Raw genomic sequence first — 21,699 nt, 5'->3', positions numbered from 1 at the left:
GGGCTACGCCAACAGGGCGACCGGAGAAGGGAGTTGATGTTACGTCAGAGGCGTGAGGAGCCTCGTGAGGGAGGTCCGGGAGCCCTCCAGGCGGGCGATCCGCCCCTCGATGCCGTCCAGTTGCTCCCTGAGCAGCGGCGTGAGGCAGGGTTCGACCTCGGCATCGCTGCCACAGACGCAGTCCAGCACCTCGCGGATGACGCGGGTCGGCAGCCCGGCGTCGAGCAGGACGCGGATACGGCGGACGACGACCGGCGCGTCGTCGGCGTACACGCGGTGCCCGCCGGAGGTCCGCTCGGCGTCGAGAAGCCCCTGCTCCTCGTAGTACCGCAGCAGCCGCACGGCCACCCCGGTCTCCTCGCTCAGCTCCCCGATCCGCACTGTGACCCCGCTCACGTCGACTTGAAACTCACACCGGTGTGACGTCCTAGCGTCTCAGCCATGACCGACACAGACGTATTCCTTCTCGGCGGCGACCTCCCCGTACGCAGGATCGGCTACGGCGCGATGCGCCTGTCCGGCGCGCCCCACGAGCGCTCCGGCATGACCGCCCCGATCTGGACCGCCCCCACCGACCGCGCCGAGTCGATCGCCCTGCTGCGCACGGCGGTCGAGCAGGGCGTGACCTTCTTCGACACCTCCGACGCGTACGCCCTCGGCGCGAGCGAGGAGCTGCTGGCCGAGGCGCTGCGGCCGTACGGCGACGAGGTGGTCGTCGCGACGAAGGGGGGCGTCCTGCGGCCGAGCCCGGCCGAGTGGGTCACCCACGGCCACCCCGCCTACCTCCGCCAACAGGCGGAGCTGAGCCTGCGCCGGCTGCGCACCGACCGGATCGACCTGCTCCAGCTGCACCGCATCGACCCGGAGTACCCCCTGGCCGACCAGGTCGGCGCGTTGAAGCAGCTCCAGGACGAGGGCAAGGTCCGGCACATCGGCCTCTCGGAGGTGACCGTGTCCGAGCTGGAGGAGGCGTCGAGGACGGCCACGATCGCCTCGGTCCAGAACCTCTACAACCTCGCCGACCGCACCCACGAGCCGGTGATCGACCACACCGCCGCGCACGGCATCGCCTTCATCCCGTACTTCCCGGTGACCGTCGGCGACGAGGCACCCCGACTCGCCACCGTGGCCGCCGAGTTGGGTACGACAGTCTCCCAACTCGCCCTCGCATGGCTCCTGCACCGCGCCCCGAACATCGTCCCGATCCCCGGCACATCCTCGCCGGTCCACCTCACGGAGAACACCGAGGCGCTCCGACTGCGGCTCACCGAGGAGCAGTTCAAGCGGATCGGATGACGCCGCACGCCCGCGCCTGCACCAGCCACTTCGGGAACTCGCCGAGGAGCCGGTCGTACAGCTCGGCGTCCGACATCCGGCGCGGGTCCGAACCCGCGTGGAAGAAACCGGCGTTGTCGACGACACGTCTGCCGGGTACGGGGAGTTCGTCGAGTCTGCGCAGGAAGTCGAACTGTTTGCCGCGGGCGTCGCCGAAGCCGATGAACTGCCAGAACAGAGGGAGCCGGGCGGCCTTGCACAGGTAGCGTTCGGCAGCGGGCCTGCTGGTCGGGCCGCCGTCGGTCTGGAAGACGACCAGCGCCGGGTCGGTGGCGCCGCTGTCGAGATAGTGGTCGATGACGGCGTCCATGGCGAGGTGGTAGTTGGTCCGGCCCATGTGCCCGAGGTCCGACACGATCCGCTCGATCCGCCCCTCATGTCCGACCAGCGTGATCTCGGTGACGGCGTCGATCTCGGTGGAGAAGGCGACGACCGGAACCTCGCCGTCGTCGTCCAGATGTGCCGCGAGCCCCAGCACCCGGTCCGCCAACGCCTGCACCGTGCCGTCCTTGTAGTACGGCTTCATCGACCCGGAGTAGTCGACGACCAGGTAGACGGCCGCCCGCTGCCCCTCAAGACCGTGCTCGGCGAGCGACTCCCCGGCCCTCTTGTAGAGGCTGACCAGCGCGGGCGCGGTCTCCTGGACCTTCATGAGGCTGATGGCTGCCATGCCGGCCACCTTATCCAGACGTACGGCGACGCCTGCCCGGTCGTCCGGTCGGGGACAGTGGGGCAGGCGTCGTCTACAGTTCCGTACGCCTTTGTACGGGACGTCTTTGGGGTGACCGTCAGACCATCAGTGAGCGGTCCGTCGGACGGATCGGGGCCGGCAGGTCGCTGGCCCCCGTGAGGAAACGGTCGCAGCCGCGCGCCGCCGAGCGGCCCTCGGCGATGGCCCACACGATGAGGGACTGACCCCGCCCCGCGTCACCGGCGACGAACACGCCCGGCACGTTCGTCTGGAACTCGGCGTCGCGGGCGACGTTCCCGCGCTCGTCCAGTTCGAGGCCGAACTGCTCGACCAGACCGTTCTCCCGGTCGGTCCCGGTGAACCCCATGGCCAGCGTGACGAGTTGGGCGGGGATCTTCCGCTCGGTGCCCGGCTTCTGCGTGAGCTTGCCCTCGATGAACTCGACCTCGACGAGGTGCAGCCACTGCACGTTGCCCTCCTCGTCGCCCTCGAAGTGGGTCGTGGAGACGGAGTAGACCCGCTCGCCGCCCTCCTCGTGCGCGGAGGTGACCTTGTACAGCATGGGGAAGGTGGGCCACGGCTGACCGGCCGGCCGGTCCTCGCCGGGCCGCGGCATGATCTCCAACTGCGTGACGGACGCGGCCCCTTGACGGTGCGCGGTGCCGACACAGTCGGCGCCCGTGTCCCCGCCGCCGATGACGACGACGTGCTTGCCCTCGGCGGTGATGGGGGACGTCACGTAGTCGCCCTCCTGCACCTTGTTCGCGAGGGGCAGGTACTCCATCGCCTGGTGGACGCCCTTCAACTCCCGCCCGGGGACAGGGAGATCGCGCGCGGTGGTCGCCCCGGCGGCGATGACGACGGCGTCGTACCGCTTCTTGAGGTCGGTCGCCTTGAGGTCGCGCCCGATCTCGATCCCCGTACGGAAGCGGGTCCCCTCCGCGCGCATCTGCTCGATGCGCCGGTTGATGTGCCGCTTCTCCATCTTGAACTCGGGGATGCCGTACCGCAGAAGACCGCCGACGCGGTCGGCGCGCTCGTACACGGCGACGGTGTGACCGGCCCGGGTGAGCTGCTGCGCGGCGGCGAGCCCGGCGGGCCCGGAGCCGATGACGGCGACGGTCTTGCCGGAGAGCCGCTCGGGCGCCTGCGCGGCGACCGTACCGGCGTCCCACGCCTTGTCGATGATGGAGACTTCGACGTTCTTGATGGTGACGGCGGGCTGGTTGATGCCGAGGACGCACGCCGACTCGCAGGGAGCCGGGCAGAGCCGCCCCGTGAACTCGGGGAAGTTGTTGGTGGCGTGCAGCCGCTCGGACGCGGCGGACCAGTCCTCGCGGTACGCGTAGTCGTTCCACTCGGGGATGAGGTTCCCGAGCGGACAGCCGTTGTGGCAGAACGGGATGCCGCAGTCCATACAGCGGGACGCCTGCTGCGAGATGATCGGCAGCAGCGAGCCGGGGACGTAGACCTCGTTCCAGTCCTTGAGACGCACGTCGACGGGACGGGACTTGGCGACCTCACGGCCGTGGTTCAGGAAGCCCTTCGGGTCAGCCATTGGTCGCCGCCTCCATCATCTTCTCGGTGATCTCGGACTCGGAGAGTCCCGCCTGCTCGGCGGCGTCCTTGGCGGCGAGCACTGCCTTGTACGTGCTGGGGATGATCTTCGTGAAGCGCTCGGCCGCGGCGTCCCAGTCCGCGATCAGCTTCTCGGCGACCGTGGACCCGGTCTCCTCCGCGTGCCGGCGCACGACGTCGTGCAGCCACCGCTTGTCGTCGGCGGACGGCTCCTCGATCGCGCCGAGGTTCCCGGAGTTCACGTTGTCCCGGTTCAGGTCGATGACGTACGCGACGCCACCGGACATGCCGGCCGCGAAGTTGCGCCCGGTCTCGCCGAGGACGACCGCGTGACCGCCGGTCATGTACTCGCAGCCGTGGTCGCCGACACCCTCGGAGACGACCAGCGCACCCGAGTTGCGGACGCAGAACCGCTCACCGGTACGCCCGCGCAGGAACAGCTCCCCGCCGGTCGCGCCGTACGCGATGGTGTTGCCCGCGATGGTCGAGTACTCGGCGAGGTGGTCGGCGCCCCGGTCGGGACGGACGATGACCCGGCCGCCGGAGAGGCCCTTGCCGACGTAGTCGTTCGCGTCGCCTTCGAGGCGCAGCGTGACACCGCGCGGCAGGAACGCGCCGAAGGACTGGCCGGCGGACCCGGTGAAGGTGATGTCGATGGTGTCGTCGGGCAGACCCGCGCCGCCGAACTTCTTCGTCACCTCGTGGCCGAGCATCGTCCCGACGGTGCGGTTGATGTTGCGGACCTTGATCTGCGCGCGCACCGGCTGCGCGGACGTCGCGTCGGAGGCGGCGAGCGCGTCGGCGGCGAGCTTGATCAGCTCGTTGTCGAGGGCCTTCTCCAGGCCGTGGTCCTGGGCGACCGTCTGGTGCAGCACGGCGCCTTCCGGCAGCTCGGGGACGTAGAACAGCGGGGCCAGGTCGAGGCCCTGCGCCTTCCAGTGGTCCACGGCGCGCTCGACGTCGAGGAACTCGGCGTGCCCGACGGCCTCCTCGATCGACCGGAAGCCCAACTCCGCGAGGAGCTCGCGGACTTCCTGCGCGATGAACGTGAAGAAGTTGACGACGTACTCGGCCTTGCCGGCGAACCGGTCGCGCAGAACGGGGTTCTGCGTGGCGATGCCGACGGGGCAGGTGTCGAGGTGGCAGACGCGCATCATGACGCAGCCGGAGACGACGAGCGGCGCGGTCGCGAAACCGAACTCCTCGGCGCCGAGCAGCGCGGCGATGACGACGTCACGGCCGGTCTTGAGCTGACCGTCGGTCTGGACGACGATCCGGTCGCGCAGGCCGTTCAGAAGCAAGGTCTGCTGCGTCTCGGCGAGACCCAGCTCCCAAGGTCCACCGGCGTGCTTGAGAGACGTCAGCGGCGAGGCACCCGTACCGCCGTCGTGACCCGAGATCAGGACGACGTCCGCGTGCGCCTTGGACACACCCGCCGCGACCGTGCCCACGCCGACCTCGGAGACCAGCTTGACGTGGATCCGCGCCTTCGGGTTCGCGTTCTTGAGGTCGTGGATCAGCTGAGCCAGGTCCTCGATGGAGTAGATGTCGTGGTGCGGCGGCGGCGAGATGAGGCCGACGCCCGGCGTCGAGTGCCGCGTCTTGGCGACCCACGGGTACACCTTGTGGCCGGGCAGCTGGCCGCCCTCGCCGGGCTTGGCGCCCTGGGCCATCTTGATCTGGATGTCGTCCGCGTTGACCAGGTACTCCGAGGTCACGCCGAAGCGGCCGGAGGCGACCTGCTTGATCGCGGAGCGGCGCGCCGGGTCGTACAGCCGGTCCGCGTCCTCGCCGCCCTCACCGGTGTTCGACTTGCCGCCGAGCTGGTTCATGGCGATGGCGAGGGTCTCGTGGGCCTCGCGGGAGATGGAGCCGTAGGACATGGCGCCGGTGGAGAAGCGCTTGACGATGTCCTCGACGGACTCGACCTCGTCGAGGGAGATCGACGGCCGGTCGCTCTTGAAGCCGAACAGGCCGCGCAGCGTCATGAGGCGCTCGGACTGCTCGTTCACGCGGTCCGTGTACTTCTTGAAGATGTCGTAGCGGCCGGAGCGCGTCGAGTGCTGGAGGCGGAAGACCGTCTCCGGGTCGAAGAGGTGCGGCTCGCCCTCGCGGCGCCACTGGTACTCGCCGCCTATCTCCAGCGCGCGGTGCGCCGGGGCGATGCCGGAGGCGGGGTACGCCTTGGCGTGCCGGGCGGCGACCTCCTTGGCGACGACGTCGATGCCGACGCCGCCGATCTTGCTGGCGGTGCCGATGAAGTACTTCGCGACGAACGCGTCCTGGAGGCCGACGGCCTCGAAGACCTGGGCGCCCCGGTAGGAGGCGACCGTGGAGATGCCCATCTTGGACATGACCTTGAGGACGCCCTTGCCGAGCGCGTAGATCAGGTTGCGGATGGCCTGCTCGGGCTCGATGTCCGAGAGGAAGGTGCCCGCGCGGGCGAGGTCCTCGACGGACTCCATCGCCAGGTACGGGTTGACGGCGGCGGCGCCGAAGCCGATCAGCAGGGCGACGTGGTGGACCTCGCGGACGTCCCCGGCCTCGACCAGCAGGCCCACCTGGGTGCGCTGCTTGGTGCGGATGAGGTGGTGGTGGACGGCGGCCGTCAGCAGCAGCGAGGGGATCGGCGCGTGCTCGGCGTCGGAGTGGCGGTCCGAGAGAACGATCAGACGGGCGCCGTTGTCGATCGCGGCGTCGGCCTCGGCGCAGATCTCCTCGATGCGCGCGGCGAGGGACTCACCGCCGCCGCTCACCCGGTACAGACCGGAGAGGGTCGCGGCCTTGAAGCCGGGCATGTCGCCGTCGGCGTTGATGTGGATGAGCTTGGCCAGCTCGTCGTTGTCGATCACCGGGAACGGCAGGGTGACGGTACGACAGGAGGCCGCGCTCGGCTCCAGCAGGTTGCCCTGGGGGCCCAGCGAGGAGCGCAGGGAGGTGACGAGCTCCTCGCGGATGGCGTCCAGCGGAGGGTTGGTGACCTGCGCGAAGAGCTGCGTGAAGTAGTCGAACAGCAGCCGGGGGCGGCTGGAGAGCGCCGCGATCGGCGAGTCCGTGCCCATGGAGCCGATCGGCTCGGCGCCGGCCTTCGCCATCGGGGCGATGATGACGCGCAGCTCCTCCTCGGTGTACCCGAAGGTCTGCTGGCGGCGGGTGACGGAGGCGTGGGTGTGGACGATGTGCTCGCGCTCGGGCAGGTCGCCCAGCTCGATCTCGCCGGTCTCCAGCCACTCCGCGTACGGCGCCTCGGCGGCGAGGGACGCCTTGATCTCGTCGTCCTCGATGATGCGGTGCTCGGCGGTGTCGACGAGGAACATCTTGCCGGGCTGGAGGCGGCCCTTGCGGACGACCTTCGCGGGGTCGATGTCCAGGACGCCGACCTCGGAGCCGAGGACGACGAGGCCGTCGTCGGTCACCCAGTAGCGGCCGGGGCGCAGGCCGTTGCGGTCGAGGACCGCGCCGACCTGGGTGCCGTCGGTGAAGGTGACACAGGCGGGGCCGTCCCAGGGCTCCATCAGCGTGGCGTGGAACTGGTAGAACGCGCGCCGGGCCGGGTCCATCGAGTCGTGGTTCTCCCACGCCTCCGGGATCATCATCAGCACGGAGTGCGGCAGGGAGCGCCCGCCGAGGTGGAGCAGCTCCAGGACCTCGTCGAAGGAGGCGGAGTCGGAGGCGTCGGGGGTGCAGATCGGGAAGATCCGCTCGATGCCCTTCTCGCCGAACAGGTCACTGACGAGCTGCGACTCGCGGGCGACCATCCAGTTGCGGTTGCCCTTGACGGTGTTGATCTCACCGTTGTGCGCGACGAACCGGTACGGGTGGGCCAGCGGCCACGACGGGAACGTGTTCGTGGAGAACCGGGAGTGGACGAGCGCGACGGCCGAGGCGAACCGGCGGTCGGAGAGGTCCGGGAAGAACGGCTCCAGCTGGCCGGTGGTCAGCATGCCCTTGTGGACGATGGTCCGCGCGGACAGCGACGGGAAGTAGACGCCGGCCTCGCGCTCGGCGCGCTTGCGCAGCGCGAACGCCTTGCGGTCGAGGACGATGCCCTCGGTCTCACCGTCCGAGACGAAGATCTCGTGGAAGGCGGGCATGGTGGAGCGGGCGGTGGCGCCGAGCAGGCCGGGGGCGACGGGGACCTCACGCCACCCGAGGACGGTGAGGCCCTCTTCGCCGGCGATCGTCTCGATCCGCGAGACGGCGTCTTCCGTGCCGTCCTCGGGGAGGAAGGCGATACCTACGGCGTACGAACCGGCTGCGGGGAGCTCGAATCCGGCGACCTCGCGGAAGAACGCGTCCGGGACCTGGGTCAGGATGCCCGCGCCGTCGCCCGAGTCGGGCTCGGAGCCGGTGGCGCCGCGGTGTTCGAGGTTGCGCAGAACGGTCAGCGCCTGCTCGACCAGCGTGTGGCTCGCCTCACCGGTGAGGGTGGCCACGAAGCCGACGCCACAGGCGTCGTGCTCGTTACGGGGGTCGTACATACCCTGCGCGGCAGGGCGAGCATCCATGAAGGACCAGTTCTGGCCATTCCCGGAGTGCTGGGACGGCTGGCGCGGCGTACGCATCGGCTCTCCCGTCGTCGTCTCAAGTGGCATATCTGCGTTGCCGAGGGACGACGTTGGCCCTCTGCGTAAGTGCAAAATTTCGTGCAGGTTACATGATGGGGCGGTTCTCGGGAAGTGGATACACCGTTCCAGCATGCGGACGCCGTAGGGTCGCGGCGGGTGCCGCGCAAGGCGGCTGAAAATGTGCGGGAGCGAGCGGGACAGATCGGTGTCCGTCGTTCCTGGGGGAGTACGGAAGGGGCGTCTTCACCCGTCCCGCGCGTGTGCCACGGGCGTCGTTGCCCGCAGCGCTTACGGCTCATGCCCGGTGGTCACGCATCCGAAACCAGCGAGTAACGGCTATTTATACGGTCCCTCGCATACCTAGCAGCCTCCCTATCCTACGGCCGTACCGAACAAAGTGCCCAGGACGTACGTCACACCCGCCGCCGCGCCGCCCAGCGCCAACTGCCGCAGCCCGCTGTACCACCAGGTCCGCGCGGTCACGCGGGCGACGACGGCCCCGCACAGGAAGAGCCCGAGCAGCGCCACGAGCACGGCCGGCCACAGTGCGCTCGCCCCCAGCAGGTACGGCAGCAGCGGCAGCAGCGCACCCAGCGCGAACGCCCCGAACGACGAGACGGCGGCGACAAGCGGGGAGGGCAGGTCCGAGGGGTCGATCCCCAGCTCCTCGCGCGCATGGATCTCCAGCGCCATCTCGGGGTCCTTCGACAACTGCCGGGCGACCTCGCGCGCGAGCGGCGCATCCACGCCCCGCGCCTCGTACAGCGCCGCCAGCTCGGCCTCCTCATCCGCCGGGTGCCTGCGCAACTGCGCCCGCTCGACGTCGAGTTCCGCCTCCACCAGCTCCCGCTGCGAGGCGACGGAGGTGTACTCGCCGGCCGCCATCGAGAAGGCGCCCGCCGCGAGGCCCGCGAGGCCGGTGAGGACGACGGCCTGGTGCCCCAGGTCGCCGCCCGCGACGCCGGTCATCAGGGCGAGGTTGGACACCAGTCCGTCCATCGCCCCGAACACCGCCGGCCTGAGCCAGCCGCCGTTGACGTCACGGTGGGTGTGGTTGTCGCGGTGCGCCTCGTGCAGCGGCGCCTCGATGTCGATGAGAGCCATGTTCTTCCATCCCCGGCAAGCTAAGCCAAAGCTAACTTTGGACACGTTCTAATTCTCTACAGCACCGAGGCTACGTCGGTCATTCCCTCCTCGCCAGCAAGGAAAGGCTGGGCTTAGCTGCGGTTTTACCGCCGGACGCTCATTCGATTTGAGTTGCGCTCAAAAGTCGTCCGGGTGACAAAAGGGGCTTCCAGGCTGAGGTCAACCGCCAATGGTGGGACAGATCTGTTCACTGACCGCCCCTCTCCCCCGGAGGTTCACGGATGGCATCGATCGCAGCGCTGCGTGAACGGGCGAGAGGCGCCCTGCTCGGCCTCGCCGTAGGAGACGCCCTCGGCGCCCCGGCGGAGAACATGAAGCCGTCCGAGATCCGCGCCCGCTGGGGCCGTATCACCGGGTACGTCACCGACACGCCCGCCGGCACCGACGACACCGAGTACGCGATCCTCTCCGGCCTCCTCCTCGCCCGCCACGGCTCGGCCCTCACCCCCGCCCACGTCCAATCCGCCTGGCACGCCTGGATCGCCGACCGCGACGAGGGCCCCTTCCGAGGCGCCGGCTTCAGCGAACGCGGCACGCTGGAGAACCTCCGCCGCGGCCTGACCGCCCCCGTCACGGCCCAGCACCGCCACGCCTGGAGCGACGGCCTCGCGATGCGCGCGGCGGTCTTCGGCGTCTTCGCGGCGGGCCGCCCGGCGGAGGCGGCCCGCCTGGCGGCGATCGACGGCTCGGTGAGCCACGAGGGCGAGGGCATCTACGGCGGCCAGGCGGTGGCGGCAGGCGTAGCAACGGCCATGACAGGCGCACCCCCCATCACGGTGATCGCCTCCGCCCTGGCGGTCATCCCCGACGACTCCTGGACAGCCCGCTCCCTACGCCGCGCGGTGGCCCACGCCCACGAGGGCGAACGAGCCATCCGCACAGCGGTGATCATCCCCGGCTACCCCTGGACGGACCTGGCCCCGGAGGCGGTGGCGCTGTCCTTCGGCGCATACGCCTACGCGAACGCGGACTTCCGAACCTCGGTCCTGACGGCGGTGAACATGGGCAGAGACGCGGACACAACGGCAGCGGTAGCAGGCGCCCTATCAGGAGCAACGCAGGGCGCCGCAGCAATCCCCACCCTCTGGGCCCAGGCAATCGGCCCGGCAAAAGGCTCGTGCCTCCCCGAAATGGCGGGCCACCACGTCCTGGACGTAGCGGAACTCCTGATCCAGACGGAGAGCACGAAGTGGACGCCGACGAGATCGGACTTCGCGCTGGCGGCGGAGGGCGGGGAGGAGAGGTGAGGGAGGAAGAGGAGACGGAGACCAAGGAAAACGAACGCCGAGAACCGGACGCAAGAGTGACAACAAACAACAGCGCATCAAACCCAACGCACACCCCAACCCACCCAGGGGCGCGGGGAACTGCGCGACCAGCCACGCACTACCCGCACCCGCCCCACAACGGAACCACCCCCCACAGCTGCCCCCACCCCCCACCACAAGCCGCCGACGAAGAGCACCCCCCACAAGAAAAACCCGCACCCACCAACGGTGCGGGCAGACACGACCCGGCCATCGGCGAAGCCAATCGCGAAGCCAAGGCCCGGCGTCCAATCACCGGCATGCTCCTGGGCCTAGCCACAGGCGACGCCACCGGCTGGCCCTCCGCCCGCCACAGAGCCTCCCGCATGCCCACCTGGACCCGCCGCCTAACCCGCGAACTGGACACCTTCGCAGAACAGAACGCCACCACCACCCTCCCCGTCCCCATCGCCCTGAACCAACCCCCCGCTCCCCTCCACCTGGGCCCCTCGGACGACGCGGAATGGGCAGCCCTAACCGCCCAGACCCTCCTCCGCACCACAGACCCCACCACCCTGAACGACCTGAGCAGAGACCACCGCACAAGAACGGCGATCGACCTCACCTGGACCTCCTTGGCAGCGGAGGTAGCAGCCGCAGCGGCAAACGCCCCGGAGATCGAATCAGCCGTACTCCCCCTACGCGCCCGCATCTCGGTAAGAGCCGGCCTGACAAACCTCGCAGCAGGCCTACGCCCCCCGGCAACAGGCCACGACAACCCCCACTACTTCGACGACGCGGCCTGCGTAAGAGCATGCGTCCTGGCAACAACCCACCCAGGAAACCCCCAACGAGCAGCGGACCTAGCGGAGTTCGACGCCCGCTACACCCAGGACGGCGACGGAGTACACGGCGCAAGAGCAATGGCAGCGGCAATCTCCTTGGCGCTGGCCGGAGAGAACATCGAAACCTGCGTAGAAGCGGCCCTGACCCAACTCCCCCCGGAAACAGAGATCGGCAGAAACGCCCGCCACGCCCTCCACCTGGCAGAAACAACGGACTCGGCATTCGCCCTGATCCCCCTGCTGGAACACCAGATCGTGGACCACGTCTACAGCTACGGCATCGCAGCGGCGGAAACGGTCCCAGTAACCCTGGCAATCTCCCTCGCCGCGAACGGCCGCATCGCAGAGGCGGTCCCAGCAGCAACCTGCCTCTCCAGAGTCGCCGACTCCACCCCAGCCCTGACCGGCGCCCTGACCGGCGCGATCGGCGGCGCGGCATCGATCCCCGACACCTGGCGCACAACCACCCGCACACTCTCCGGCTGCACCCTCCCCCGCCTCACCGGCACCGACCTCCTGGAACTCGCCGAACTCCTGGAAGCCGCACAACCGGCAACAACAGGAGCATGATTCACCCCATGTCAGACAAAACACCCCACCCTTCCCTGGAGGACCGCATCACCGCCGCCCTGGTCGGCGCGGCGGTGGGCGACGCACTCGGCGGCCCGGTGGAGGGCTACTCCCCCGCCCAGATCATGGCCCGCCACGGCGGCAGAATCACCGGCATCGTGGGCCCCTGGAACGGCGACGACTGGCGCACGGCCCGCCCGATCGCCCCGTACCACAAGGGAAACGGCCACATCACGGACGACACCCTGATGACCCACGCGCTGATCAGGGTCTACGCGAAGGTCCGCGACCACCTGGACGCGTACGCGATCGCCGACCACCTGGTCCCGGACCTGATGACAACCCCCCGCTGGATCCCGGAGCTGGAATCGGAGACCCTCCTCCTCCACCGCCTCTTCCTGGCGGAAAAATGGCTGGCCACCCGCCTCCACTACGCCCACGCGGACCCCCGCGAGGCAGGCGTGGGCAACATCGTCAACTGCGGCGCGGCGATGTACATGACCCCGGTAGGCCTGATCAACGCGGCCAACCCCAGAGCCGCGTACAACGAGGCCCTGGACATCACGGCCGCCCACCAGTCCTCGTACGGCCGCGAGGCGGCGGGAGTCTTCGCGGCGGCGGTATCGGCGGCGTGCATCCCCGACGCGACCCCCGCGTCGATCATCGCCACGTGCCTGACGTTGGCGAAGGACGGCACAAGAACGGCGATCGAAAAGGTAGCGGAAACGGCAACCCACTACTCGGACCCGGAATCAGCCCTAACCCCCCTGAGGGAAGCAATCGCCCCGTACGACACGGTAGGCCCGGACTACCGCACCCCTTCCTTGAACGCCCGCCGCCCCTCTCGCCTCCACGCGATCGAAGAACTCCCCATCGCCCTGGCCATGTTGCTGATCACGAACGGCGACTACGAGGAGGCGGTCCTAGGAGCCGTCAACTACGGCAGAGACTGCGACTCGATCGCCACGATGACAGGGGCCTTGGCAGGAGCACTGGGCTCCGCACCCCCACAGATTTGGTCCAACGAGGTAGCAACAGCAAGCAAGTTGGACCTCTGGCACCCAGCAAAAACGCTCACAGAGGTAACAAGAGAAATCTTCGAGAAGGACGTAGCCCACCGCCGAACCCACGAGTCAGCCTTCACGTCCATGGGAGCGCACCTGTGCTCCGCCTGACCTGGCTACAACCGGAGGACTTGCTGGCCCATGAACTCCGCCAGGCAAGGGAAGACGGCAGAGACACAAGGGAAATCGCGGCCCGCTGGCAAAAGGCGGGAGGCAAGGAAGCACCCTCAAGGGCAGGAGCTTCCCCCACGCCACCCCCACCCCACCTACGCGACTTGGCAACAGCCCTCCTGGCAGAACTGGCAGCCCATCAAGGCGAGTTGGCAACAGCAGAACCCACGGACTGGCCAGCGATCCAAGCCACATGGCCCCCCACCAACCTAAGGGGCGCGGGGAACTGCGCGACCAGCCACAACGAACCGACACTCGACGAAGCACAGTCACCCCCACAAACCTCAGGGGCGCGGGGCTGTATCCAATGTGCGACTACCGTCGCGCGGGCGCGACAAGCCACGACGAACCCCGCACTCGACCACTCACCCAAACCACCCCCAACCCCCCGTACCTACGAATCCGCCTGGCTAGGCAGAGCCGTCGGCTGCCTCCTAGGCAAACCCGTAGAAAAACTCCCCCTCCCCGCCATCCGAGCCCTAGCCAAATCCACCGGCAACTGGCCCCTGACCACCTACTTCACAGCAAAGGGCGTCCCCAACTCCCTCCTCACCGCCCACCCTTGGAACCGCCGCTCAGCCCCCACCTCCCTAGCCGAGAACATCGACGGCATGCCGGAGGACGACGACCTCAACTACCCCCTCCTGAACCTGCTCCTCCTCCAACGCCACGGCAGAAACTTCACAACGGAGGACGTAGCAAGACTCTGGCTGGACGAACTCCCAGCAGGCCGAACATTCACAGCGGAGCGAATCGCCTACCGCAACCTCCTCACCGGCATCGACCCCCCAAGAACGGCCCACCACAACAACCCGTTCAGGGAATGGATCGGCGCAATGATCCGTGCGGACGTCCACGGCTGGACAAACCCGGGAAACCCCAGGGCGGCGGCAGAACAGGCATACAGAGACGCAACGTTGACGCACACGGCGAACGGCGTCTACGCGGCGATGTACATCGCGGCAACGATCGCAACAGCAGCAACAGGCACCCAGGACATCCACACCTGCCTAGCCACAGCCCTAACCCTGATCCCCCCAACATCCCGCCTGCACAAGGCAGTTGAGGAAGCAATCCAACTGGCCAGAACGGAACGGGACTTCGACAGGATCGTGGACGAACTCCACGCCACCCATGGCCACTACCACTGGGTCCACGCGATCCCGAACACCGCACTGATCGCAGCAGCCCTGACCCACGCGGACGGCGACTTCACGGGGTCCATCTCCCGCACGGTATCGGGAGGTTGGGACACAGACTCGAACGGCGCAACAGCAGGCAGCATCGCCGCCCTCCTCACCGGCCCACCCCCACCCCACTGGACAGCACCTCTCAAGAACCGCCTGTCCACAACGATCGCCGACTTCGACGGCACCGGCTTCGACACCCTCGCCCACCTCACCCACGCAGAGGCAGCCCGCCCATGACCCACATCGTCGTACTGGGCAGCACGAACATGGACCTGGTCACGTACGTGGACCACCCCCCACGCCCCGGCGAGACGGTGACGGGCAGGGACCTCCGCACCACCCCCGGAGGGAAGGGCGCGAACCAGGCGATCGCAGCGTCGAGAGCGGGCGCGACGGTCTCGATGATCGGCGCGGTGGGAACGGACCCCCACAGCCCCCACCTGCGCACCGCGTTGGACACGGCGGGCGTGAACACGGACCACATCCGCACGATGGACACGACGTCCGGCACGGCCCACATCGTCGTGGACGCGGACGGCGGCAGCGCGATCGTCGTGATCCCGGGCGCGAACGGCACGGTCGACCATCTGGCCCCCGGCGACGAGACGTTGATCGCCTCGGCGGACACCTTGCTGCTCCAGCTGGAGATCCCGCTCCCGGCGGTGATCGCGGGAGCGCGGGCGGCAAGAGCACACGGCGTCCGCACGATCCTCACCCCGTCCCCGGCCCGCCCCCTCCCGCCCGAACTCCTCGCGAACACCGACCTGTTGGTGGCGGGCGAGTACGAGGCGATCACCCTCACCGACCGCACGGACCCCCTGGACGCGGCCCGCCACCTCCTGACCCAAGTCCCGGAGGTGATCGTCACGTTGGGCGAGGCAGGAGTCCTGTACGTCTCCCGAAGCACCGACCCCCTCGCGGTCCCGACCCCGCCGACGACCCCCGTCGACACAACGGCCGCCGGAGACACCTTCGTCGGCGCCCTGGCGACAGCCCTCGGCGAGGAACGCCCCCTCCCCGAGTCCCTCCGCTGGGCGACGGCGGCGGCGTCCCTGTCGGTCGAACGCCAGGGCGCGTCCGCGTCGATGCCGTACCGCCAGGAGATCGAGGAGCGCTACACCACATGACAGCAACTCCCTTGCAGGGCCTACGAGTCCTGGACCTGGCCACCCTCTTCGCGGGCCCCCTCGCCGCCACCCTGCTGGGCGACTTCGGCGCGGAGGTCATCAAGGTCGAGCACCCCACGAAACCGGACCCGTCCCGGGGCCACGGCCCGTCGAAGCACGGCATCGGCCTGTGGTGGAAGGTCCTGGGCCGGGGCAAGCGCACGATGACCCTGGATCTCTCGACGCCCGGCGGCCGTGCCACGCTCCTGCGCCTCGCGCAGACGGCGGACGTGATCATCGAGAACTTCCGCCCCGGCACCCTGGAGCGGTGGGACCTCGGCTGGGCCGAACTCCACGCCGTGAACCCCCGGTTGGTCCTCACGCGCGTCACCGCGTTCGGCCAGTTCGGCCCCGCCTCGCACCGCCCCGGCTTCGGCACCCTCGCGGAGGCGCTGAGCGGTTTCGCCGCCGTCACCGGCGAGCCGGACGCGCCCCCGACGCTCCCGCCGTTCGGCCTCGCCGACTCGATCGCGGGCCTGGCGACGGCGTACGCGGTGATGACGGCCCTGGCCGCCCGCGACCGCACCGGCGAGGGCCAGGTCGTCGACATGGCGATCATCGAACCCATCCTCACGGTCCTCGGCCCGCAGCCGACCTGGTACGACCAGCTCGGCCACGTCCAGCAGCGCACCGGCAACCGCTCCGCGAACAACGCCCCCCGCAACACGTACCGCACGGCCGACGGCACCTGGGTCGCCGTCTCCACCTCCGCCCAGTCCGTCGCCGAACGTGTGATGCGCCTGGTCGGCCGCCCCGACCTGATCGCCGAACCCTGGTTCGCGACCGGCGCCCAGCGCGCGGCCCACGCGGACGTGCTGGACGAGGCGGTGGCCCAGTGGATCGCGGCCCGCCCCCGCGACGAGGTCCTCACGGCCTTCGAGAAGGCGGAGGCGGCGATCGCCCCGGTCCAGGACGTACGGGACGTGGTCCACGATCCCCAGTACGAGGCGCTGGGCACCCTGACCCGCGTCGACGACCCCGACCTCGGCCCCCTCCTCATGCAGAACGTCCTCTTCCGCCTCTCCACCACCCCCGGCGCGATCCGCTGGGCCGGCCGCGCGCACGGCGCCGACACGGACGCGATCCTCCACGAACTCGGCCTCACCGCCCAGGAGTTGACCACCCTCCGCGAGCAGGGCGCCGTATGAGAAAGTTCCCCCTGACCTGGCTCTACGCCCCCGGCGACCGTCCCGAGGTCGTCACCAAGGCCCTGGCGGCGGGCGCCGACGTGGTGATCATCGACCTGGAGGACGCGGTCTCCCCCGACCGCAAGGACTACGCCCGAGCGGCAACGGCGGAACGCCTCGCGGACCCCCACACCCACAGAATCCACGTCCGCGTGAACGCCCCGGACACCCCCTGGTCCCACGCCGACCTCACGACCCTCTCCCCCCTCCCCGGCATCTCGGCCCTGCGCCTCCCGAAGATCACCACCCCCCAGGACATCGCGGCGACGGCACACCTCCTGTCCCGTGACGTCCCGCTGTACGCCCTCCTGGAATCAGCCCTGGCCGTCGAGAACGCGTACGCCATCGCCACGGCCCACCCCGCGCTGGCGGGAATCGCCCTGGGCGAAGCGGACCTCAAGGCCGACCTGAACACCACGTCGGACGACTCCCTGGCCTACCCCCGCTCCCGCACGATCCTCGCCGCCCGGGCCGCCGCGCTCCCGCCCCCACCCCAGTCGATCCACCCCAACACCCGCGACCTCGCCGCCCTCGCCACCACCAGCGCCCGGGGCCGGGCCCTGGGTTTCCTGGGCCGGGCAGCGATCCACCCCCGTCAGCTCCCGGTCATCGAAAGGGCCTACCTCCCCACGGAGGAGGAGATCGAGAAGGCGGAGTCCGTCATCAAGGCAGCGGCGACGACCGAGGGCGCCCAAGCCCTGCCGGACGGCACCTTCATCGACAGGGCGGTACTGGAAGCGGCCCACCGAACCCTGTCCCTGATCGACGCCTGACCTCGCCCCCCCAGCCCCCGGCCTCCGGCAAAGACGAAGGGCGCCCAGGGAAACCCTGGACGCCCTCACCGTCGTAGAGAACCGGCTAGCTCTTCTTGCTCGCCGACTCGCTCCCGGTGTCAGCCTTCTCAGCCTCGCCGGCCTTGTCGTCCTCAGCAGCCTTGTCGTCCTCGGCAGCCTTCTCCGACGCCGCCTCCCCGGAAACGGAAGCCGCAGCCTCCGCCTCGGCCTTCTCCTCCAGCGCGCCGGGCTCCACAACCTCTTCCCGGCCGGGCTTCTTCTTCGCCGAGATCACCAGGTACACGACCGCGAGCAGGAAGACCAGCAGCGCGGTCCAGTTGTTGAGGCGCAGCCCCAGGATGTGGTGCGCGTCGTCGACGCGGAGGTACTCGGTCCAGAACCGGCCGACACAGTACGCGGCGACATAGAGCGCGAACGCCCGCCCGTGCCCGAGCGTGAACCGCCGGTCGGCCCAGATGACGAGGAACGCGACGCCGACGCACCAGAGGGACTCGTACAGGAAGGTCGGGTGGTAGTACCCCGGCACACGACCGTCCGCGGAGGACGTGATGTGCAGGGCCCAGGGAAGGTCGGTCGCCTTCCCGTACAGCTCCTGGTTGAACCAGTTCCCCCAGCGCCCGATGGCCTGCGCGAGCGCGATGCCCGGCGCCACCGCGTCCGCGTACGCCGGCATCGGGATCCCCCGGCGCCGGCACCCGATCCACGCCCCGAGCGCCCCGAGCGCGATGGCCCCCCAGATCCCGAGGCCACCCTCCCAGACCTTGAAGGCGTCGACCCAGTCCCGGCCCTCGCTGAAGTACAGCTCGTAGTCGGTGATGACGTGGTAGAGCCGCCCCCCGACGAGACCGAACGGCACCGCCCAGACGGCGATGTCGGCGATGGTCCCGGCCCGGCCGCCCCGCGCAAGCCACCGCTTGTTGCCGAGCCAGACCGCGACGAAGACGCCGATGATGATGCAGAACGCGTAGCCGCGCAGCGGAATGGGTCCGAGGTGGATGACCCCGCGCGACGGGCTGGGAATGTAGGCAAGTTCCATGGCAGGGTCGACGCTACCTTGCCGGACCGGACCGACGACGGGCGGCCCGGCAACGGCTGCATAACGGGCCGGTCAAACACGGGGGAACACCTGTCGGTCCCCTGTCGACCGGCCGCCCCGAACCCCTGTCGCCCTCACCCCTTGTCGGCCTCCTCCACCATCTTCTTCAGCTTGGCCGGTGTCATCGACTGGTCCTGGTAGATGTTCTTCCCGTTGAACAGCACGGTCGGCGTCCCCCCGAACCCCCCGCTGCTGAACGCGGCTGCGGACTTCTTCACCCACGCGTTGTGCGTCCCGTTCTCGACGCACGTCCGGAAGGCGGGCGTGTCGAGCCCCTCGACCTTCCCGGCCAGTTCGACGAGCTTCGCCTCCTTGGCGTACGCGTCGTCGGTCTCCTGCGGCTGGTTCTCGTACAGCACGTCGTGGTACGCCGGGAACTTCCCGACGTCCTGCGCGCAGGCCGCCGCGTTGGCCGCCTTCCGGGACCCGGTCCCCTTCAGGTTCCCGTCGATGAGGGTGGCCAGGTGGTACTCGACCTTGAGCTTCCCCGCGCCGGTCAGCTCATGGATCACCGAGCGGTACGCCGTCTCGAATGACTTGCAGGCCGGGCACCGGAAGTCCTCCCACACCGTCAGCGTCGACCTGGCGCTCTCCTTGCCGACGGGGATGGCCAGCGCGTCCTTCCCGTTGGCCCCGGCCGGCGCGACGACCGGCCCCGCGCCGCTCCCGCTGTCCTTGCCCGCGTTCGCCGCGACGACCCCGATGCCCGCCGCGACCCCCAGCACGGCGACGATACTCGCCCCGACGATCAGCACCTTGCGCCGCTTGTCGGCGGCCCGCTGCTTCTCACGCTCGACCGCCAGCCGCTCCCGCGCCGACAGCTTTCCCACTCGATTCTTCTCGCTCACACCCCGCAAACGAACGGGGGAGACGCAGTGCGCCTCCCCCGTCCCAGGACCACTCGATCGAGTGACCGATTCACCCGTTACGCCCGAACAGAAGCCCCAAATGTTGCTTTACCGGGCATCTCCAGCGCTACGCCGACCGGCGCACACCCTTCGCCAGATCGGCCGCCAGCTCCCGCACGGCCTCGATCCCGGCCGCGGCGTCCGGCGCGTCCAGCATCCGCTTCACGAACGCCGACCCGACGATCACGCCGTCAGCGAAGACGGCCACCTCGGCGGCCTGCTCGGCGTTGGACACCCCGAGCCCGACGCAGACCGGCAGGTCGTCCCGGGTCGCCCGGGTCCGCTCGACCAGGTCCTGCGCCTGCGCGCCGACCGACGCGCGCGTACCGGTCACGCCCATCAGCGAAGCGGCGTACACGAACCCGCTGCCGGCCGCCGTGATCTCCGCGAGGCGCGCGTCCTTGCTGCTCGGCGCGACCACGAAGACCGTCGCGAGCCCGTGCTTGGCCGCGTGCTCCCTCCACAGCCCGGCCTCCTGGACGGGCAGGTCGGGCAGGATGCAGCCCGCGCCACCGGCCTCGGCCAGCTCGGCGGTGAACCGCTCGACGCCGTAGCGGTCGATGGGGTTCCAGTACGTCATGACGAGCACCGGCTTGCCGGTCGCCTCGTACGCCTCACGGACCGTCCGCATGACGTCCGCGATCCGTACGCCCCCGCGCAGGGCGATGTCGTCGGCGGTCTGGATGACCGGCCCGTCAAGCACCGGGTCACTGTGCGGGAGCCCGACCTCGACGACGTCCGCGCCGCCGTCGAAGACGGCCTTGATCGCGTCGATGCCGCCGTCCACGGTCGGGAAACCGGCCGGGAGGTAGGCGATGAGAGCGGACCGGTTCTCGGCCTTCGCGGCGGCGAGGGTGTCGCTCAACAGCTGGATGTTGCCGCTCACTTGGAGTCCCCCTCGGTCGAACCGTCGTACAGGCCGAAGTAGCGCGCCGCCGTGTCCATGTCCTTGTCGCCGCGCCCGGACAGGTTGACGACGATCAGGCCGTCCTTGCCCAGTTCCTTGCCGACCTCCAGCGCGCCCGCGAGCGCGTGCGCGGACTCGATGGCCGGGATGATGCCCTCGGTGCGCGACAGGAGGCGCAGGGCCTGCATCGCCGCGTCGTCGGTGACCGCGCGGTACTCGCCGCGACCGCTGTCCTTGAGGTACGCGTGCTCCGGGCCGATGCCGGGGTAGTCCAGACCCGCCGAGATCGAGTACGGCTCGGTGATCTGCCCCTCGTCGTCCTGGAGGACGTACGACCGCGAGCCGTGCAGGATGCCGGGCTCACCGGCCGTCAGGGTCGCTGCGTGCTCGCCCGTCTCCACGCCGTGACCTGCGGGTTCGCAGCCGATGAGGCGTACGTCGCTGTCGGGGATGAAGGCGTGGAACAGGCCGATCGCGTTGGAGCCGCCGCCGACGCAGGCGATCGCCGCGTCGGGGAGGCGGCCCGCGCGCTCCAGGATCTGGCGGCGCGCCTCGACGCCGATCACGCGGTGGAAGTCGCGGACCATCGCCGGGAACGGGTGCGGGCCCGCGACCGTGCCGAACAGGTAGTGCGTGCGGTCGACGTTGGCGACCCAGTCGCGGAACGCCTCGTTGATCGCGTCCTTCAGCGTGCGGCTGCCGGACTTCACGGCGATGACCTCGGCGCCGAGCATGCGCATGCGCGCGACGTTCAGCGCCTGGCGCTGGGTGTCGATCTCGCCCATGTAGATCGTGCAGTCGAGGCCGAACAGCGCGCACGCGGTGGCCGTCGCGACGCCGTGCTGGCCCGCGCCGGTCTCCGCGATGACCCTGGTCTTGCCCATGCGCTTGGTGAGCAGGGCCTGGCCGAGGACGTTGTTGATCTTGTGGGAGCCGGTGTGGTTGAGATCCTCGCGCTTGAGGAACATCCGCACGCCGCCCGCGTGCTCCGCGAAGCGGGGCACCTCGGTGAGGGAGCTGGGGCGGCCGGTGTAGTTGACCAGCAGATCGTCCAGTTCGCGGGCGAACTCGGGGTCGTGCTTGGCCTTGTCGTACTCGACGGCGACTTCGTCCACGGCGGCGACGAGCGCCTCCGGGATGAACTTGCCGCCGAAGTCGCCGAAGTACCCCTCGGCGGTGGGGACTTGACCCTCGGGGTCGGGAATGAAGAACTCGCTAGGCATGCGGAAACCTCAC

The 21,699-nt window shown here is 69.6% G+C and carries 17 protein-coding genes; 8 read left to right on the top strand and 9 right to left on the bottom strand.

Translation table 11 applies throughout. The annotated features are described in order from the left end of the window. Positions 1-39: 39 nt before the first annotated feature. Entirely contained in the window at positions 40-381 is a 342-nt protein-coding gene (locus J8M50_RS13715) for a MerR family transcriptional regulator (protein ID WP_010356538.1), read from the bottom strand. A 60-nt stretch (positions 382-441) separates the two neighbouring features. On the opposite strand from J8M50_RS13715, the gene J8M50_RS13710 reads away from it, so the two are divergent. Further along, positions 442-1,296: an aldo/keto reductase gene (locus J8M50_RS13710; RefSeq protein ID WP_010356537.1), complete on the top strand. Its 855-nt coding sequence runs from the start codon at positions 442-444 to the stop codon at positions 1,294-1,296. Here J8M50_RS13710 and J8M50_RS13705 read toward each other — a convergent pair. From J8M50_RS13705 to J8M50_RS13690, 4 genes are all read right to left on the bottom strand, one after another. Beyond that, on the bottom strand, positions 1,280-2,005 hold the full coding sequence (locus J8M50_RS13705; protein ID WP_010356536.1) for a vWA domain-containing protein: 726 nt from the start codon (positions 2,003-2,005) through the stop codon (positions 1,280-1,282). The genes J8M50_RS13710 and J8M50_RS13705 overlap by 17 nt on opposite strands. Before the next feature lie 118 nt (positions 2,006-2,123). Further along, positions 2,124-3,584: a glutamate synthase subunit beta gene (locus J8M50_RS13700; protein ID WP_010356535.1), complete on the bottom strand. Its 1,461-nt coding sequence runs from the start codon at positions 3,582-3,584 to the stop codon at positions 2,124-2,126. Continuing rightward, positions 3,577-8,169 carry a glutamate synthase large subunit gene (gene gltB / locus J8M50_RS13695; protein ID WP_075662857.1) on the bottom strand — a complete coding sequence of 1,531 codons (4,593 nt, stop codon included), beginning with the start codon at positions 8,167-8,169 and terminating at the stop codon, positions 3,577-3,579. The genes J8M50_RS13700 and gltB overlap by 8 nt, the downstream gene beginning before the upstream one ends. 375 nt (positions 8,170-8,544) lie before the next feature. Continuing rightward, entirely contained in the window at positions 8,545-9,276 is a 732-nt protein-coding gene (locus J8M50_RS13690) for a VIT1/CCC1 transporter family protein (RefSeq protein ID WP_010356532.1), read from the bottom strand. Positions 9,277-9,539: 263 nt separating this feature from the next. Between J8M50_RS13690 and J8M50_RS13685 the strand changes: the two genes are divergently transcribed. From J8M50_RS13685 to J8M50_RS13655, 7 genes are read left to right on the top strand one after another with little or no spacing between them, the layout of a single operon-like run. Beyond that, positions 9,540-10,565, top strand: a complete 1,026-nt coding sequence (locus J8M50_RS13685) for an ADP-ribosylglycohydrolase family protein (protein ID WP_010356531.1) — start codon at positions 9,540-9,542, stop codon at positions 10,563-10,565. Positions 10,566-10,621: 56 nt separating this feature from the next. Next, the gene (locus tag J8M50_RS13680; protein WP_078481094.1) at positions 10,622-11,980 is read left to right on the top strand and encodes an ADP-ribosylglycohydrolase family protein; all 1,359 of its coding nucleotides are present in this window, start codon (positions 10,622-10,624) and stop codon (positions 11,978-11,980) included. 8 nt (positions 11,981-11,988) lie between these two features. Further along, entirely contained in the window at positions 11,989-13,155 is a 1,167-nt protein-coding gene (locus J8M50_RS13675) for an ADP-ribosylglycohydrolase family protein (RefSeq protein ID WP_010356529.1), read from the top strand. After that, positions 13,143-14,642 carry an ADP-ribosylglycohydrolase family protein gene (locus tag J8M50_RS13670; RefSeq protein WP_040837405.1) on the top strand — a complete coding sequence of 500 codons (1,500 nt, stop codon included), beginning with the start codon at positions 13,143-13,145 and terminating at the stop codon, positions 14,640-14,642. Before J8M50_RS13675 ends, J8M50_RS13670 begins: the two co-directional genes overlap by 13 nt. Next, positions 14,639-15,532 (top strand): ribokinase, encoded by an 894-nt coding sequence (locus J8M50_RS13665; protein WP_075662912.1) that lies wholly within the window; start codon positions 14,639-14,641, stop codon positions 15,530-15,532. Before J8M50_RS13670 ends, J8M50_RS13665 begins: the two co-directional genes overlap by 4 nt. Further along, entirely contained in the window at positions 15,529-16,719 is a 1,191-nt protein-coding gene (locus J8M50_RS13660) for a CaiB/BaiF CoA transferase family protein (protein WP_029184233.1), read from the top strand. Before J8M50_RS13665 ends, J8M50_RS13660 begins: the two co-directional genes overlap by 4 nt. After that, positions 16,716-17,531: an HpcH/HpaI aldolase/citrate lyase family protein gene (locus tag J8M50_RS13655; protein WP_010356525.1), complete on the top strand. Its 816-nt coding sequence runs from the start codon at positions 16,716-16,718 to the stop codon at positions 17,529-17,531. Before J8M50_RS13660 ends, J8M50_RS13655 begins: the two co-directional genes overlap by 4 nt. A gap of 85 nt (positions 17,532-17,616) precedes the next feature. On the opposite strand, the gene lgt is transcribed toward J8M50_RS13655, so the two are convergent. The 4 genes from lgt to trpB form a co-directional block, all read right to left on the bottom strand. After that, positions 17,617-18,588 carry a prolipoprotein diacylglyceryl transferase gene (gene lgt / locus J8M50_RS13650; protein ID WP_010356524.1) on the bottom strand — a complete coding sequence of 324 codons (972 nt, stop codon included), beginning with the start codon at positions 18,586-18,588 and terminating at the stop codon, positions 17,617-17,619. 134 nt (positions 18,589-18,722) lie between these two features. Then, positions 18,723-19,496, bottom strand: coding sequence for a DsbA family protein (locus tag J8M50_RS13645; RefSeq protein ID WP_029184232.1), 774 nt, complete (start codon positions 19,494-19,496; stop codon positions 18,723-18,725). Positions 19,497-19,623: 127 nt separating this feature from the next. Continuing rightward, the gene (gene trpA, locus J8M50_RS13640) at positions 19,624-20,442 is read right to left on the bottom strand and encodes a tryptophan synthase subunit alpha (protein WP_010356522.1); all 819 of its coding nucleotides are present in this window, start codon (positions 20,440-20,442) and stop codon (positions 19,624-19,626) included. Beyond that, entirely contained in the window at positions 20,439-21,686 is a 1,248-nt protein-coding gene (gene trpB, locus J8M50_RS13635; protein WP_010356521.1) for a tryptophan synthase subunit beta, read from the bottom strand. The genes trpA and trpB overlap by 4 nt, the downstream gene beginning before the upstream one ends. Positions 21,687-21,699 lie beyond the last annotated feature (13 nt).

Origin of the sequence: Streptomyces acidiscabies, assembly GCF_020010905.1 — a bacterium.
Taxonomy (GTDB): Bacteria; Actinomycetota; Actinomycetes; order Streptomycetales; family Streptomycetaceae; genus Streptomyces; species Streptomyces acidiscabies.
The sequence above is the reverse complement of the archived record's forward strand: the minus strand, read 5'-3'. Positions and strand labels throughout refer to the sequence as shown.

Coding starts and splice junctions, on each gene's coding strand:
- J8M50_RS13710 (WP_010356537.1), top strand. CDS start 442: ATGACCGACACAGACGTATTCCTTCTCGGCGGCGACCTCCCCGTACGC.
- J8M50_RS13705 (WP_010356536.1), bottom strand. CDS start 2,005: ATGGCAGCCATCAGCCTCATGAAGGTCCAGGAGACCGCGCCCGCGCTG.
- J8M50_RS13700 (WP_010356535.1), bottom strand. CDS start 3,584: ATGGCTGACCCGAAGGGCTTCCTGAACCACGGCCGTGAGGTCGCCAAG.
- gltB (WP_075662857.1), bottom strand. CDS start 8,169: ATGCGTACGCCGCGCCAGCCGTCCCAGCACTCCGGGAATGGCCAGAAC.
- J8M50_RS13690 (WP_010356532.1), bottom strand. CDS start 9,276: ATGGCTCTCATCGACATCGAGGCGCCGCTGCACGAGGCGCACCGCGAC.
- J8M50_RS13685 (WP_010356531.1), top strand. CDS start 9,540: ATGGCATCGATCGCAGCGCTGCGTGAACGGGCGAGAGGCGCCCTGCTC.
- J8M50_RS13675 (WP_010356529.1), top strand. CDS start 11,989: ATGTCAGACAAAACACCCCACCCTTCCCTGGAGGACCGCATCACCGCC.
- J8M50_RS13665 (WP_075662912.1), top strand. CDS start 14,639: ATGACCCACATCGTCGTACTGGGCAGCACGAACATGGACCTGGTCACG.
- J8M50_RS13660 (WP_029184233.1), top strand. CDS start 15,529: ATGACAGCAACTCCCTTGCAGGGCCTACGAGTCCTGGACCTGGCCACC.
- J8M50_RS13655 (WP_010356525.1), top strand. CDS start 16,716: ATGAGAAAGTTCCCCCTGACCTGGCTCTACGCCCCCGGCGACCGTCCC.
- lgt (WP_010356524.1), bottom strand. CDS start 18,588: ATGGAACTTGCCTACATTCCCAGCCCGTCGCGCGGGGTCATCCACCTC.
- trpB (WP_010356521.1), bottom strand. CDS start 21,686: ATGCCTAGCGAGTTCTTCATTCCCGACCCCGAGGGTCAAGTCCCCACC.